The sequence below is a fragment of the Nocardioides sp. genome (genome assembly GCF_035703625.1).
Taxonomy (GTDB): domain Bacteria; phylum Actinomycetota; class Actinomycetes; order Propionibacteriales; family Nocardioidaceae; genus Nocardioides.
Genome location: NZ_DASSXS010000139.1, coordinates 1 through 14,156, shown reverse-complemented (window position 1 = coordinate 14,156; position 14,156 = coordinate 1). Strand labels below are relative to the sequence as shown.

Genomic DNA, 14,156 nt, shown 5'->3' with positions numbered 1-14,156 from the left:
GCCGACTTCCGGTTCGAACGCGTGCGCTACCAGCAGCTCGGGGTGCGCGACGGGGTGCTGCAGGGAGCCGCCGACACCGAGGACCTCGGCTTCGCGGTCCGGGTCATCCACCAGGGCGCCTGGGGGTTCGCCTCCGGCGTGGTGCTCACCCCCGAGTCGGCCGTCGCCGTCGCCGAGCGAGCCGTCGAGGTGGCCCGCGTCGCCGCTGCCATGACCGGCGCTCCGGTCGAGCTCGCTCCGGAGCCGGTCTACGACGACGTCACCTGGATCTCGTCGTACGACCGCAACCCCTTCGACGTGCCCACCGCCGACAAGGCAGCCCTGCTGATCGACTGGACCCAGCGCCTGCGGACCGGAGCCGCGGTCGACCACGCGACCGCCTACCTGCTGCAGGTGCAGGAGAACAAGTTCTACGCCGACCTGGCCGGAACCCGCACCACCCAGCAGCGGATCCGGCTCCAGCCCGGGTTCGAGGCGATGGGGACCGGGGCCGACACGTTCGACTCGATGGCATCCATCGCGCCACCGGTCGGCCGCGGTTGGGAGTACCTCACCGACGGCATCTACGACTGGGACGACGAGATCGAGCAGGTCCCCGAGCTGCTCGCGGAGAAGCTGAAGGCACCGAGTGTCGAGGCCGGCAGCTACGACCTCGTCATCCATCCTTCCAACCTGTGGCTCACGATCCACGAGTCGATCGGGCACGCGACCGAGCTCGACCGTGCGCTCGGCTACGAAGCCAACTACGCCGGCACCAGCTTCGCCACGATCGACAAGCTCGGCACCATGCAGTACGGCTCGCCGGTCATGAACGTCACCGGAGACCGGACCGTCGAGCACGGTCTCGCCACCACGGGCTACGACGACGAGGGGGTGCAGACGCAGGCCTGGGACATCGTGCGCGACGGGGTGTTCGTCGGCTACCAGCTCGACCGGCCGATGGCGGCGCAGCGTCCCGAGCTCAACTCCCGTGATGGGCACGGCCGTTCCAACGGGTGCGCCTACGCCGACTCCCCCGGTCACATCCCGATCCAGCGCATGGCCAACGTGTCCCTCCAGCCCGCCGACGACGGGCCCTCGACCGACGCCCTGATCGGCCGGGTCGAGCGGGGGCTCTACATCGTCGGCGACAAGTCCTGGTCGATCGACATGCAGCGGTTCAACTTCCAGTTCACCGGCCAGCGGTTCTACAAGATCGCCGACGGGGAGCTCGTGGGCCAGGTCCGCGACGTCGCCTACCAGGCCACGACGACGGACTTCTGGAACTCCCTGGAAGCGGTCGGTGGCCCGGACACCTGGCAGCTCGGTGGCGCGTTCAACTGCGGGAAGGCACAGCCGGGACAGGTCGCGGCGGTCAGCCACGGCTGCCCGACGTCCCTGTTCCGCGGGGTCCGGATCCTCAACACCAACGACGAGGCAGGAAACTGATGACCACCACGCCGCAGGCGCTCGTCGAGCACGCCCTGGTCACCTCCACGGCCGACGACTGCATCGTCATCGTCTCCGACAGCACCAGCGCCAACCTCCGGTGGGCCAACAACACGCTGACCACCAACGGCGTGATGCACCGGATCAGCGTCACCGCGATCTCCTTCATCAAGGCCGCCGACGGGATCCGCACCGGATCCGTCACCGGCAGCGCCAGCTCCGCCGCCCAGGTCGCCGCCCTCGTCGAGGCGGCGGACGCCGCGGCCCGGGCCGGCTCCCCCGCCGAGGACGCCGCCGAGCTCGTGACCCGGGACCCGGCGCCCGACTGGGACCAGCCGCCTGTTCCCACCGACATCCACGTCTATGACGCGTTCGCCCCGGCCCTGGGCGAGGCGTTCGGCCGCGCCGCGAACGGGAAGCGGGTGCTCTACGGGTTCGTCAACCACGAGGTGACCACCACCTTCCTGGGCTCCTCCACGGGGCTGCGGCTGAGGCATGAGCAGCCCACCGGGCACTACGGCTGCACCGGCAAGACGGCGGACCTCTCCAGGAGCGCCTGGGTGGGCGGGGCGACCCGCGACTTCACCGACGTCGACGCCCTCTCGGTCGAGGAGACCCTGGCCCGGCGGCTCGGCTGGGGCGCTCGCCAGGTCGACCTTCCGGCCGGGCGGTACGACACGATCCTGCCGCCCACGGCGGTGGCGGACCTGATGGTCGACGCCTACTGGTCGGCCGGAGCGCGGACCGCCCACGAGGGACAGTCCGTCTACAGCAGGCGCGGAGGGGGCACCCGGATCGGGGACCTGATCACCCGCGAGGGCGTCAACCTCTTCTCCGATCCTGCCCACGAGGGCCTGGCCTGTGCGCCGTTCGCAATGGCCGCGACGTCCGACAACACCGACTCCGTCTTCGACAACGGCCTCCCGCTCGGCCGGACCGACTGGATCCGCGACGGGCGGCTCACCTCCCTGCTGCAGACCCGCCACACCGCCGAGATGACCGGCCAGCCGGTGACGCCGATGATCGACAACCTGGTGCTCACGATCGACGACGCCTCCGGGACCGTCGACGACCTGGTGGCGGGCACCGAGCGCGGGTTGCTGGTGACCTGCCTCTGGTACACCCGGGAGGTCGACGCCCAGACGTTGCTGCTCACCGGGCTCACCCGAGACGGGGTCTACCTGGTGGAGAACGGCGAGATCACCGGCGCGGTCAACAACTTCCGGTGGAACGAGAGCCCGATCGACCTGCTCCGGCGCTTCTCGCACGCCTCCTCGACCGAGCCGAGCTTCAGCCGCGAGTGGGGCGACGACTACTTCTCCCGGACCGCGACCCCGGGGTTGCGGATCCCCGACTTCAACATGTCCAGCGTGTCCCAGGCACTCTGACGCTCAGCTGAGCCACGCCCACAGCTGCGCAGCCGAGGCGTCGCGCCAGGCCTGCTCGTAGGCGGCCTCGCACTCGTCGGCGCGCGCACGCTCCCGTGCCTCGAGCCGCTCGTAGGCGGCGACGCTCTCGCCGTCCGACGCAGCCGCCACCGCCAGCCCCCGGAGCACGCGCCGGCTGATCACCGTGTCCTGTCGCTCACCCAGGAGCCTGGTGACCCGCGTGATCGACTCCACCGCCCCGGCGGCCGCCTCGCCGTACGCCGGCTCGAGCGCCTCGCAGGCGTAGCGCAGCCGCTTCGCGGCCCGACGTACGGCGTGCAGGGCGTCGTCGTGCTCCAGGCCGGGGGGCGTCGAGTCGGCCCGGTCGACACGTCTCTGCATCCGGGACCGGTCGAGCCTCACCAGCGGCGGGGCGACTTCGCCGACCTCGGCCCGCGCGGCGGGAGTCCACGGCTCGCCGTCGAACAGGTGCCCGAGACGCACCAGCAGGTCGTCGTACCGGGCCGAGGAGATGGTCTCGGCGACGGCCGCGTCCGCGGACTCGATCCGGGCCCGGAACAGCCGGTCCAGGCGAGCCCGCACCGCCATCACGTCGCCGGCGTCGGGCTCGTCGACCAGCCGGGTCAGGCGCAGGTGCGCCACCTCCGCGTCCCGCGCCTCACCGAGGGACCTGGCGGTCCAGCGCAGCTCGGCCCGAACCGGTGCGGTCACCGAGTGGTCGAGCAGTGATCCGAACGTGGCCAGCGCTGCCCGCATCCGGCGGCAGGTGACCCGGGTCTGGTGGACGGCATCAGGGACCCCTCGCCGCATCTCGCCGTCCCGTCGGAGCAGCTCGCGGTGCAGGACGACCATGCGGCGCAGAACCAGGACCCGCGCCGCGGAGGTGCGGTCGAGGGCCGGCCCGACGTCGGACTGCGCCATGCCTCAGGTCTACACGACGTGCCCGCCGGGGATCGGAGCAGCGGGGTCGTAGGGGGTGCGGGTATGGATGAACGTCGCGATGTCGAGGTGGCTGACCGAGCCGTCGCGGCCCCGCACCACCCGTAGCTCCTCACCGCGGTGGTAGCCGACCGTCCCGACGATCCGGGGTCCGCGCAGCTCGAACTGCTCGGCCTCGTCCGGACGGACCAGGCTCCGCAGCTCGAGCCGACCGTTGCTCCAGCGGAGCTCGGTGGCGGTGTTGCCCCAGAACCACAGCCCGAGCAGCTCACGCACCGGTCGGGGCACCTCGTCGGTCGGCACCCAGGGATCCGTGGCCGCGACCGGCTCGTGGGACAGCAGGGCCGCAGGGACGCCTGGGGTGTCGAGCCCCGCCGTCGCGTTGGCCAGCGCCACCGTCCCGTCTCCGGTCTCGGGATCGACGAACAGGCTGGCCAGGAAGCCCGGCATCGACCCCGTGTGCCCGACCAGCTGCCACCCGTCGCACTCCAGCACGCGCAGTCCCAGTCCGTAGTCGACGGCGGGCGCGACGGGCCGACCGGCCTCGCGCAGGGTGGCCGTGTCGAGCACGTCCGGGTGGCCCGCGGCGAGGAACGCGGCCCACCGTGCCAGGTCGCCCACCGTGCTCCAGGCCTGCCCGGCCGGCGCCATCGCCCCGGTGTCCTGGTGCGGCTCGGGCGTCAGGGTGCCGGCGAAGTGGTCGACGCTGAAGCCCTGGGCGTACGGCGGCTCCGGGTGGTACGTCGTCCGCGCCATCCCGAGCGGGTCGAGGATCTCGGCCGCCACCAGGTCCCACCAGGTGCCCCCTCCGGCTCTCGCGACGACCTCGCCGAGCAGCGCGAACCCCAGGTTGCTGTAGTGGAAGAAGTCGCCCGGCCCGGCCACGGCACCGGAACCGTCGTTGCGGGCGACGAGCGTCTCGAAGTCGCTCCCCGGGGACCGCTCCCACCACGGCCCGACGGGCTCGCTCTGCATGCCCGAGGTGTGGGAGAGCAGCGCTCTGACGGTCGCGCTCGCGTAGCCGGTGTCGGCCACGAACCTCCCGATCGGGTCGTCGAGGCCCAGCACCCCCGCATCCCGCAGCCGGAGGACTGCCACCGCGACGAGGGTCTTGGTGATCGACCCGATCCGGTACTGCCGGTCGACGGGCTCACCGGTTCCCTCTCCGGCCGCGCCCGTCCACGCCAGGTCGCCTCCCCTCAGCACGCCCGCGACGACGGAAGGGAGCCGTCCCCCGGACTGCAGGGCGCCGAGCCGCCCCTGCCAGGTCTCCGGGTTCATTCGGCGGCGAACGCCTCCGGCGGAGGGCAGGCGCAGACCAGGTTGCGGTCGCCGTACGCCTGGTCCACCCGGGCGACCGGCGGCCAGTACTTGTCCGGATCGACACCGGTCGGGAACACCGCGAGCTCGCGGGGGTAGCTCCGCTCCCACTCGCCCACCAGGGCCCGCGCCGTGTGCGGTGCGCCGCGGAGCGGGGAGGCCTCGGCGGACCACTCCCCCGCGGCCACCCGGTCGATCTCCCGCCGGATCGCGATCATCGCCTCGCAGAAGCGGTCCAGCTCCGCGAGGTCCTCGGACTCGGTCGGCTCGACCATCAGCGTGCCGGCGACGGGGAACGACATGGTGGGCGCGTGGAAGCCGTAGTCGATGAGCCGCTTGGCGACGTCCTCGACCGTGACGCCGGTCTGCTTGGTGAGGCCGCGCAGGTCGAGGATGCACTCGTGGGCGACCAGACCGTTGTGGCCGCGGTAGAGCACCGGGAAGTGCTCCTCGAGGCGCTGGGCGACGTAGTTGGCCGACAACACCGCGGCCGCCGTGGCCCGCGCCAGGCCCACCGCTCCCATCAGCCGGATGTAGGCCCACGAGATCGGCAGCACGCCGGCGGAGCCGTACGGCGCGGCGCTGATCGGGCCGATGCCGCCCCGCCGGTCGGGGTCCGGGTGCTGGGCGTGGGACGGGAGGAACGGCGCCAGGTGCTCGCGCACCGCGACCGGCCCGACCCCGGGCCCGCCCCCGCCGTGGGGGATGCAGAACGTCTTGTGCAGGTTCAGGTGCGAGACGTCACCGCCGAACTCGCCCGGGAGCGCGTAGCCGAGCAGCGCATTGAGGTTCGCGCCGTCGACGTACACCTGGCCACCGTGGTCGTGGACGATCGAGCACAGCTCCACGATGGTGTCCTCGTAGGCACCGTGGGTGCTGGGGTAGGTCACCATGATCGCGGCCAGGTCGTCGCTGTGCTCCTCGCACTTCGCCTTCAGGTCCTCGAGGTCGACCGAGCCGTCGTCTGCCGCCTTGACGACGACCACCTTCATGCCGGCCATCACGGCGGAGGCGGCGTTGGTGCCGTGCGCGGAGGACGGGATCAGGCAGATGTCGCGGGCCTGCTCGCCGCGGTCCCGGTGGTAGCCCCGGATGGCCAGCAGACCGGCCAGCTCGCCCTGCGAGCCGGCGTTGGGCTGGATGGAGACCCGGTCGTATCCCGTCACCTCGGCCAGCCACTCCTCCAGCTGCTCGACGAGCTGCTGGTAACCGAGGGCGTCCTCGGCCGGAGCGAAGGGGTGCAGGTCGGCGAACCCGGGCAGAGACACCGGCTCCATCTCGGTCGTGGCGTTCAGCTTCATCGTGCAGGACCCGAGCGGGATCATCCCGCGGTCCAGCGCGTAGTCGCGGGCCGAGAGGCGGCGCAGGTAGCGCAGCATCGCGGTCTCGCTGTGGTGCGTCGAGAACACCTCGTGGGTGAGGTACGGCGTCGCGCGTCGCAGCGCCTCCGGGAGCGCCTCGCCCGTCGCCTGGTCCAGGGCCGCGAGGTCCGCGCCCGAGGAGAGGCCGAAGGACTCGAGCACCTTGCCCAGCGTGGCCCCGGTCGTGGCCTCCGACGTCGAGATGCCGACCCGGTCTGCGTCCACCAGGCGCAGGTGCACGCCCCGCTCGCGGGCCGCGGCGACGACGTCGGCCGCGCGGCCGGGCACGGCGGCGGTGATGGTGTCGAAGAACTCCTCCGACTCCAGCTCCACTCCCCCGTCGGCGAGCGCGCGCGCGAGGACCGCGGCGTACCGGTGGGCCCTGGTGGCGATCGAGCGCAGCCCCTCCGGCCCGTGGTAGACGGCGTACATCGAGGCGACCACGGCGAGCAGCACCTGGGCGGTGCAGATGTTGGAGGTCGCCTTGTCGCGCCGGATGTGCTGTTCGCGGGTCTGGAGCGCCAACCGGTAGGCCGGTCGGCCCTCGGCGTCGACGGAGACACCGACCAGGCGTCCGGGCAGGTGACGCTCGAGCCCCGTCGCCACCGCCATGTACCCGGCGTGCGGTCCGCCGTAGAACAGGGGCACACCGAGCCTCTGCGAGGACCCGACGACGACGTCGGCCCCCATCTCGCCGGGTGCCTCCAGCACGGTCAGGGCCAGCAGGTCGGCCGCCACGACGGCGAGTGCGTCCCGCTCGTGGGCGGCCTCGATCACCGGGCGGGGGTCGAGGATCCGCCCGGATGCTCCGGGGTACTGCACCAGCACACCCGACAGCTCGCCCTCCGGGAGACCGTGGCGCAGGTCGGCCACCCGGACCTCGATGCCCATCGCCTCGGCGCGCGTGCGCACCACCTCGATGGTCTGCGGCAGCGCGTCAGCGTCGACCACGAACGGACCGGCTGCCTTGCGGTTGCCGCGGCGGACCAGGGTCATCGCCTCGGCCGCCGCGGTCCCCTCGTCCAGCAGCGACGCATTCGCCGTGGGCAGGCCGGTGAGGTCACCGATCAGGGTCTGGAAGTTCAGCAAGGCCTCGAGGCGGCCCTGCGAGATCTCGGGCTGGTACGGCGTGTAGGCGGTGTACCAGCTGGGGTCCTCGAGCACGTTGCGCCGGATGACCGGCGGGGTGAGGGTCGGGTGGTACCCCAGGCCGATCATCGACTCCGCGGGCCGGTTGGCCGCTGCCAGGTCGCGGAGCTCGCGGGCCACGGTGTCCTCGGTGGCGGGCTCGGGGAGGTGGAGGTCGCCCTCGGAGCGGATCCCGCCGGGGACGGCGGCAGCCATCAGTGCGTCGAGGGAGTCGAAGCCGACGACCTCGAGCATGGTCTCGACGTCCGGGGGCCGCAGCCCGATGTGGCGGTCGACGAACGGCAGTGCAGCGTCGAGCTCGGCGAGCGTGGGGTGGTCCGACAAGGTGGCTCCTGAGGCTGGGTCGGTCAGGTCGCCTCCCCCTCTGTCACCCGGTCGCTCGAGCTTCAGAGATGCCTGGTCCACACGGTCCTGGGCGCCTGAGAGGTTCCGGGGAGGGGTTGCCCCTTCGGCGCTCCGCCGGTGACCGGCCAGTGGTGACTGGCCTTGGTCGCGACGAAGACTCTCCCGTGCGGGATTGTCGGCGTCCCCAATCTAGCCGATCTTGCGCGCAGCCCGCCTGGCGGCGAGCTCGTCGCTGGAGTGGGGGCCCTCACCCGACTGTGCGTCGGCCTCCGCCGTACGCTCGCTCGGCAGCTCGGCCAGCGTGCCCTCGATCTCACGCCAGACCCCGCCGATGGCGATGCCGAACACGCCTTGCCCGCCCTGGAGGAGGTCGATGACCTCGTCGTTGCTGGTGCACTCGTAGACCGAGACTCCGTCGCTCATCAGGGTGACGCGCGTCAGGTCGTCGGTGCCGCGGGCGCGCAGGTGCTGCACGGCGCTGCGGATCTGCTGGAGCGAGATGCCGGCGTCGAGCAGGCGCTTGATGACCTTGAGGATCAGGATGTCGCGGAAGGAGTAGAGCCGCTGCGACCCGGAGCCGGTGGCGCCCCGGACGGTCGGCTCGACCAGCCCGGTGCGGGCCCAGTAGTCGAGCTGACGGTAGGTGATCCCGGCTGCGTTGCAGGCGGTGGGCCCGCGGTAGCCGGTGTCGCTCGGCAGCGGGGAGACATCATCGGTGAACAGGAGCCCCTGCTCGACGGCTTCCTCGGCGGCGCGCGCCGCCTCGCCCGAGGCCTGGTCCTGCTCGTTCTCTCCTGCGCCCACGACATCCTCCACGTCTACTCCGTTGAGCGTAACCCCTGGGGAATGCGCCGGGGCCGGTTCACGAGGATCAGCCCACAACGATGGAGTTACAACAGAGACACTTCAAAGTAGGCCGCGGCCGGGGGTCGGTCAACGAGGTGAGCGGCGTGTCGCAACCCTCAACCTGTGGTTGAGGGTGAGTCTTCAGTGCGCGTCGAAGTCCTCGGGGGTCACCTGATCCAGGAACTCGCGGAACTTCTCGACCTCGTCCTCCTGCTCGGCCGGCACCGCGAGGCCGGCCTCGTCGAGCACCTCCTCGGAGCAGACGATGCGGCTCCCGGTGCGCAGCGCGAGGGCGATCGAGTCGGACGGCCGGGCGCTCACCTCGGTGCCCGAGCCGAGGACCAGGATCGCGAAGAAGACGCCGTCCTTGACCTCGGTGATGCGGACCTCTGCCAGCTCGGTCCCGGTGGCCGCGAGCACGTCCTTGAGCAGGTCGTGGGTAAGCGGTCGCGGCGGGATCACGCCCTGCTGGGCGAAGGCGATCGCGGTGGCCTCGACCGCTCCGATCCAGATCGGCAGGTACCGGTCACCCGACACCTCCCGAAGCAGCACGATCGGCTGGTTCGAGGGCATCTCGACCCGGACTCCCATGACATCGACTTCGCGCACGAATCCACAGTACTCCCGGAGGCGAGCCCCCACCCGCCCCCGGTTCAGGACGACCTGAGTCCGGTCTTGACCAGGGTGGCGTGCAGCCGCACCGAGAGGGCGGCGATCTCGCTCACCGCCTCCTCCGCGCGGGCCTTGGCGGCCGCGTCCCGCCCCCGCTTCAGCGGGGAGACGACCTGGTCGACCAGCCCGACCTCGCGGTCGGCCGCGGTCTTGAACGCCCGCAGGTGGCGGGGTTCGAAGCCGAAGTCGGCCAGCTCCCGGGCCGAGCGGGCGATGACCAGGGCGTCGGTGTCGTAGTGACCGGTCCCGGCCCGGGGCACGATCAGGCCGTACTGCTCGAGCTGTTCGAGGAGAGCCTCGGACACCTCGGCGATCTTGACCAGCTCCTTGCGGGACAGTCGCACGTTGTCGGTGCGGCTGAACGACTCGGGGCTGGGCAGACCGTCCGCGGCGAGGGCCACCTTGGGCACGGTCGGTACGACGGCCTCGATCGGTGGCGGCTCCAGGCCGCGGTCGATGGCGTCGAGGTGCTCGCCGATGACCCGCAGCGGGAGGTAGTGGTCGCGCTGCATCGTGAGGATGTAGCGCAGGCGGTCGACGTCCTCCCCCGTGAACTTGCGGTAGCCAGCGGGCGTGCGCTCGGGCTTGATCAGCCCCTTGTCCTCGAGGAACCGGATCTTCGGGATGGTGATTCCCGGGAAGTCGGGGCGCAGGCGGTCGAGCACCTCTCCGATGTTCATCCTCGCCCGGGAGGCTGGGGCAGGTTGCACGGTCAGCCCTTGCTGTGCCCGGAGAAGAAGACCAGGCGGTACTTGCCGATCTGCACCTCGTCGCCGTCCTTGAGCTGCACCCGGTCGATCCGGTCGCGGTTCACGTAGGTGCCGTTGAGGCTGCCGGCGTCGCCGACGGTGAACTCCTCACCGTTGCGGTGGAACTCCGCGTGCCGCCGCGAGACGGTGACGTCGTCGAGGAAGATCTGGCTGTCGGGGTGGCGCCCGGCGTTGACCTGGTCCTCGTCGAGGAGGAACCGGCTCCCCGCTCCCGGACCACGCTGCACCACGAGGAGCGCGTGCCCGCCGGGAAGCGCGTCGACGGCTGCCGCGTCGACCGGGCTGAGCTGACGGTCCGACGTGTCGGCCTTGTCGGCGGCCGCACCGAACGTCGCGGTCGCCTCACCGGGGCTCTCATGGCCGGCACCGCCCGCGGGCTCCGCGCCGGGCTGGTCGGTCGCCGTCACCAGCCGAGTGCCGCACTGGGAGCAGAAACGCGCGTCGTCGGGGTTCTGCCGACCACAGGCGGTGCAGAACGGCATGGCTTCCCTCCGGATCGATGAGTGCTCCGCCAACCCTCACCAAGGGGCTGAGGTTGACGGTTGCCCTGAACCTATCAGCCGTGCGACCTCGATCAAGTGCGACGAGCCGGTGTTCGCGCTCAGCCCTCCAGCGTTCCCTGGTAGGCCTCGGCGTCCATGAGTCCGTCGACCGTCCCCGGGTCGCTCGGGACCACTTCGTAGAGCCATCCCGCGCCGTACGGATCGTTGTTCACCAGCTCGGGCGTGGCGTCCAGCGACGTGTTGCGCGCCGACACCTCGCCGGCCACCGGGGCGTAGACGTCGCTGACCGACTTGGTCGACTCGAGCTCGCCGCAGGCCTCGCCCACCGACACGGTCTCCCCCACCTCGGGGAGGGAGACGTAGACGATGTCGCCCAGCGCGTCCTGGGCGAAGTGGGTGATGCCGATCCGCACCGACCCCTCCGACTCACCGGGGCTGCGAACCCACTCGTGCTCGGCGGTGTACTTCAGGTCCTCGGGGTACACGTCGTCTCCTCCGGTCGGCCCAGTGTCGGAAGTGCTGTCGTCGGAAGTGCTGCGGTCGGCAGGCTACTGCCCGGTCGCCGGGGCGGCGAACCGAGGTCGGCTGGTCGGCTGGACGCTCTCGATGTCGAGCGACTGGAGCTCGGCGACGTCGACGGTGGCGCCGTCGTTCTCGAGCTGGTCGATCGGGCCCTGCGCGAACACCAGGCCACCGGACAGGGTGGCCGGCTCGCCGATCACGTCGATGACGTACGGCGGCTCGAGCGGCTGCCCGTCGACCTCGATCCCTCCGACGCCGTCCTCGAAGGAGGTCTCGGCGACGACACGGACCTCACCGTTGAACTGCATCGCCTCGGCGCCTGCCGTGCGGAGCTCCTGCACCGTGTCGAGCAGCGAGTCGATGTCGACCGGCCCGTCGACCTCCTCGATCGTGATCCTGATGCCCGGGCCAGTGACGGGAACGGTGCCGGCGAGGATCTCCAGCGTGTCGGCCTCGGCCCGGGCCTGCTCGAGGGCGGCCGAGCGGGAGCTGTTGCTCGACAGGAGCTCGGCCCTGGTGTTCTCGAGCCTGGTGATCTCGGCCTGGGCTCGTTGCGAAGTCCCGGCCAGGCCGTTCAGCACGTCGATCAGGTCCTGGTCGCGGAAGCCCTGGTAGGTGTCGTCCTGCTGGTTGGCGCGCACCTGGGTCATCAGGGCGAAGCCCACGATGGCGAGCAGCACCGCCACCACGACCTGCGGGCGGCGAGGCTTCGTCATCGCGTCGCGGAGGCGCTGGCGCCCCGAGGGTGCCTTGTCCTGTGGCGAGTCAGGCATGGAAGAGGTGCCTCCTGATCGCGGCGACGTTGGAGAAGATCCGGATGCCGAGGACCACGATGACACCGGTGGACAGCTGCCCTCCGACCCCGAGCTGGTCGCCGAGGTAGACGATCGCGGCGGCGATCACGACGTTGCTGAAGAACGAGATCACGAAGACCTTGTCGTCGAAGATCCCGTCGAGGTAGGCGCGGAGCCCGCCGAACACGGCGTCGAGGGCCGCGACGACGGCGATGGGCAGATAGGGCTGCAGCCCGAACGGGACGTCCGGCTGGAGGAAGAGCGCCAGCACGATGCCGACGAGCAGTCCGAGAGCTGCGATCACGGAGTGACCTCCTGTTGGCCAGCGGCGCCCTCCCCGGTCCCGGCGACGACGTGTCGCAGCCTGGGTCCCGGAGCGGCGGGGAGCGTGAGCGTGGATTCGTTCTTCATGGCGTACTCGAAGCCGAGGTCGTCGGCAAGGTCGAAGAACTGCTGACCATGGGTCGTGTCCAGCAGATCGGCCTGCAGGCTCAGCGTGTCACCGATGGCCTGGACGGTGTAGGGCGGGTTCACGGGCCTGCTGTTGACGTGGATCGCCGGGCCGACGTTGCGGATGGCGGTGAGCGCGGTCAGGCGCTGGTCGTTGATCGAGATCGCCTCGGCCCCCGCGCCCCACAGTCCGTCGACCAGCAGCGCCAGGTCCTCGTCGCGGACCAGCTGGGTGACGTCACCGCCGGGCGCGTCGTCGACGACGATCCGGACCCCGGGGCCGGTGACCGCTCCGTAGCCAGTGACCGTCTCGAGGCGACGCAGCCGCGCCTCGGTGGCCCGTTGCTGCTCCACCACCTCCGCCCGCGCGTCCTCGAGCTCGATGTTGGCGCGCTGCAACGAGGCGATGGATGCCTCCTGCGCTGCGAGTGCTGCCCGCTCCGACTGGACGCGGGCGATCAGGGTCGCCCGGCCGGCGTCCTCGGTGTCCTGGTTGCGGGAGGTCTGCACCGCCGCGGTGGCGGCCAGGACGCCGAACACCGTGACGACGGCCGCGGCGACCCAGGCGGACCGGCCTCGAGGCTCGTTGTCCGTCGGGTCCCGCCGACGTGCCACCTCGGCGTAGTCGTCGTCGAGGGAGTGCTCGGTGATCAGGGTCAGCAGTGGGGTGGTGACGTGGGCCGGCAGGGGCCGGTCCTGCGGGTCAGGCATCGGGCACCACCGTCCGGCGCTCGGTCTCGGCGAGGAGCCGGCGCACCTGCCAGGCGTAGAGCACGCCGGCCCACCAGTACAGGCCGATGCCCCAGATCGCGAACGCCCAGCCGAACACCTCGGCGAGGGACGCGACCACGCCGACCCCGTCGCCGAGCAGCAGCAGCGGGAAGGCGTAGAGCAGGTTGAAGGTCGCGGCCTTGCCCAGGAAGTGCACGGGAAGGGCGCTGTAGCCACGCGTCCGCAGGAGCGGGACCAGTCCCCACAGCAGCAGGTCGCGGAGCGGCAGGATCACCGCCACCCACCACGGAATGATCTCGCGCAGCGCCAGGCCGACCACGACGGCGAGGATGTAGAGGCGGTCGGCCACGGGGTCGAGGATCTCGCCGAGCGCGGAGGTCTGGTCGAGCTTGCGGGCGAGGTAGCCGTCGAGGTAGTCGGTGACACCGGAGAGCGCGAGGAGCAGGAGCGCCCAGCCGTCGGCCTCGGGGACCAGCACGAGCCACAGGAAGACGGGGACGCCCGCGAGCCGGGCGACGCTGAGGAGGTTCGGCACCGTCCACACGCGCTTGTTGCGCGTCAGGTCGTCTGCCACGTGGTTCCCTGCATCTCGAAATTCCGTCGATCGGCCGTTGACAGCCTATCCGGCGGGGCCCTCAGACCTGTTCGTCCTGGTGCGCCGCGTCGCGGATCTCGCCGACCAATTCCTCGATGACGTCCTCGAGCGTCGCCAGCCCGAGCTCCTCACCCTCCGGGCCGACCACCAGCGCCATGTGGGCACCGCGGCGCTGGAGTGTCTCGAGCGCATCGTGCAGGGGGTCGGTGGCCCGGACCGGCGCGAACGGGCGAATCCACTTGTCGTCGATGACGCGGCTCCGGCGCTGCTCGTCGGTCTCGAGGACGTCCTTGATGTGCAGGTAGCCGAGGAGACCGCCGTTGTCCCCGATGGCCGGGAACC

Annotated in this window: 15 protein-coding genes and 1 riboswitch; of the genes, 2 read left to right on the top strand and 13 right to left on the bottom strand. The window is 71.3% G+C overall.

Going from position 1 to position 14,156, the window contains the following annotated elements:
- Together VFN12_RS06795 and VFN12_RS06790 are read left to right on the top strand one after the other, a co-directional pair.
- The coding region (locus VFN12_RS06795; protein WP_325117863.1) for a TldD/PmbA family protein at positions 1 to 1,428 on the top strand (1,428 nt) is incomplete at its 5' end.
- Positions 1,428 to 2,816 (top strand): metallopeptidase TldD-related protein, encoded by a 1,389-nt coding sequence (locus VFN12_RS06790; RefSeq protein ID WP_325117862.1) that lies wholly within the window; start codon positions 1,428 to 1,430, stop codon positions 2,814 to 2,816. The genes VFN12_RS06795 and VFN12_RS06790, both read left to right, overlap by 1 nt.
- 3 nt (positions 2,817 to 2,819) lie before the next feature.
- Here the strand turns inward: VFN12_RS06790 and VFN12_RS06785 are convergent, their stop codons facing one another.
- The 13 genes from VFN12_RS06785 to VFN12_RS06725 form a co-directional block, all read right to left on the bottom strand.
- A complete protein-coding gene (locus tag VFN12_RS06785; protein WP_325117861.1) occupies positions 2,820 to 3,737 on the bottom strand; it encodes a CHAD domain-containing protein in 918 nt (305 codons plus the stop codon).
- A 9-nt stretch (positions 3,738 to 3,746) separates the two neighbouring features.
- Entirely contained in the window at positions 3,747 to 5,036 is a 1,290-nt protein-coding gene (locus VFN12_RS06780; RefSeq protein ID WP_325117859.1) for a serine hydrolase domain-containing protein, read from the bottom strand.
- Positions 5,033 to 7,909 (bottom strand): aminomethyl-transferring glycine dehydrogenase, encoded by a 2,877-nt coding sequence (gene gcvP, locus VFN12_RS06775; protein ID WP_325117858.1) that lies wholly within the window; start codon positions 7,907 to 7,909, stop codon positions 5,033 to 5,035. Before gcvP ends, VFN12_RS06780 begins: the two co-directional genes overlap by 4 nt.
- A gap of 72 nt (positions 7,910 to 7,981) precedes the next feature.
- Positions 7,982 to 8,105, bottom strand: a riboswitch (glycine riboswitch).
- Between the two features lie 14 nt (positions 8,106 to 8,119).
- Positions 8,120 to 8,734 carry a MerR family transcriptional regulator gene (locus tag VFN12_RS06770; protein ID WP_325117856.1) on the bottom strand — a complete coding sequence of 205 codons (615 nt, stop codon included), beginning with the start codon at positions 8,732 to 8,734 and terminating at the stop codon, positions 8,120 to 8,122.
- Between the two features lie 183 nt (positions 8,735 to 8,917).
- A complete protein-coding gene (locus VFN12_RS06765; RefSeq protein ID WP_325117855.1) occupies positions 8,918 to 9,385 on the bottom strand; it encodes a bifunctional nuclease family protein in 468 nt (155 codons plus the stop codon).
- A gap of 44 nt (positions 9,386 to 9,429) precedes the next feature.
- Positions 9,430 to 10,128: a MerR family transcriptional regulator gene (locus tag VFN12_RS06760; RefSeq protein WP_325117854.1), complete on the bottom strand. Its 699-nt coding sequence runs from the start codon at positions 10,126 to 10,128 to the stop codon at positions 9,430 to 9,432.
- A gap of 32 nt (positions 10,129 to 10,160) precedes the next feature.
- Positions 10,161 to 10,700 carry an FHA domain-containing protein gene (locus VFN12_RS06755; RefSeq protein ID WP_325117853.1) on the bottom strand — a complete coding sequence of 180 codons (540 nt, stop codon included), beginning with the start codon at positions 10,698 to 10,700 and terminating at the stop codon, positions 10,161 to 10,163.
- Between the two features lie 119 nt (positions 10,701 to 10,819).
- On the bottom strand, positions 10,820 to 11,206 hold the full coding sequence (gene gcvH, locus VFN12_RS06750; RefSeq protein WP_325117851.1) for a glycine cleavage system protein GcvH: 387 nt from the start codon (positions 11,204 to 11,206) through the stop codon (positions 10,820 to 10,822).
- A gap of 63 nt (positions 11,207 to 11,269) precedes the next feature.
- Positions 11,270 to 12,016, bottom strand: coding sequence for a DUF881 domain-containing protein (locus VFN12_RS06745; protein WP_325117850.1), 747 nt, complete (start codon positions 12,014 to 12,016; stop codon positions 11,270 to 11,272).
- Positions 12,009 to 12,341 carry a small basic family protein gene (locus tag VFN12_RS06740; protein ID WP_325117848.1) on the bottom strand — a complete coding sequence of 111 codons (333 nt, stop codon included), beginning with the start codon at positions 12,339 to 12,341 and terminating at the stop codon, positions 12,009 to 12,011. Before VFN12_RS06740 ends, VFN12_RS06745 begins: the two co-directional genes overlap by 8 nt.
- Positions 12,338 to 13,198 carry a DUF881 domain-containing protein gene (locus tag VFN12_RS06735; protein WP_325117847.1) on the bottom strand — a complete coding sequence of 287 codons (861 nt, stop codon included), beginning with the start codon at positions 13,196 to 13,198 and terminating at the stop codon, positions 12,338 to 12,340. The genes VFN12_RS06740 and VFN12_RS06735 overlap by 4 nt, the downstream gene beginning before the upstream one ends.
- Complete coding sequence (locus VFN12_RS06730; RefSeq protein WP_325117846.1) at positions 13,191 to 13,793, bottom strand: CDP-alcohol phosphatidyltransferase family protein; 603 nt, start codon at positions 13,791 to 13,793, stop codon at positions 13,191 to 13,193. Before VFN12_RS06730 ends, VFN12_RS06735 begins: the two co-directional genes overlap by 8 nt.
- 61 nt (positions 13,794 to 13,854) lie before the next feature.
- Positions 13,855 to 14,156 (bottom strand): CBS domain-containing protein (locus tag VFN12_RS06725; protein WP_325117845.1); only part of this gene is annotated, 302 nt, incomplete at its 5' end.

Coding starts and splice junctions, on each gene's coding strand:
- VFN12_RS06790 (WP_325117862.1), top strand. CDS start 1,428: ATGACCACCACGCCGCAGGCGCTCGTCGAGCACGCCCTGGTCACCTCC.
- VFN12_RS06785 (WP_325117861.1), bottom strand. CDS start 3,737: ATGGCGCAGTCCGACGTCGGGCCGGCCCTCGACCGCACCTCCGCGGCG.
- VFN12_RS06780 (WP_325117859.1), bottom strand. CDS start 5,036: ATGAACCCGGAGACCTGGCAGGGGCGGCTCGGCGCCCTGCAGTCCGGG.
- VFN12_RS06760 (WP_325117854.1), bottom strand. CDS start 10,128: ATGAACATCGGAGAGGTGCTCGACCGCCTGCGCCCCGACTTCCCGGGA.
- VFN12_RS06755 (WP_325117853.1), bottom strand. CDS start 10,700: ATGCCGTTCTGCACCGCCTGTGGTCGGCAGAACCCCGACGACGCGCGT.
- VFN12_RS06745 (WP_325117850.1), bottom strand. CDS start 12,016: ATGCCTGACTCGCCACAGGACAAGGCACCCTCGGGGCGCCAGCGCCTC.
- VFN12_RS06735 (WP_325117847.1), bottom strand. CDS start 13,198: ATGCCTGACCCGCAGGACCGGCCCCTGCCGGCCCACGTCACCACCCCA.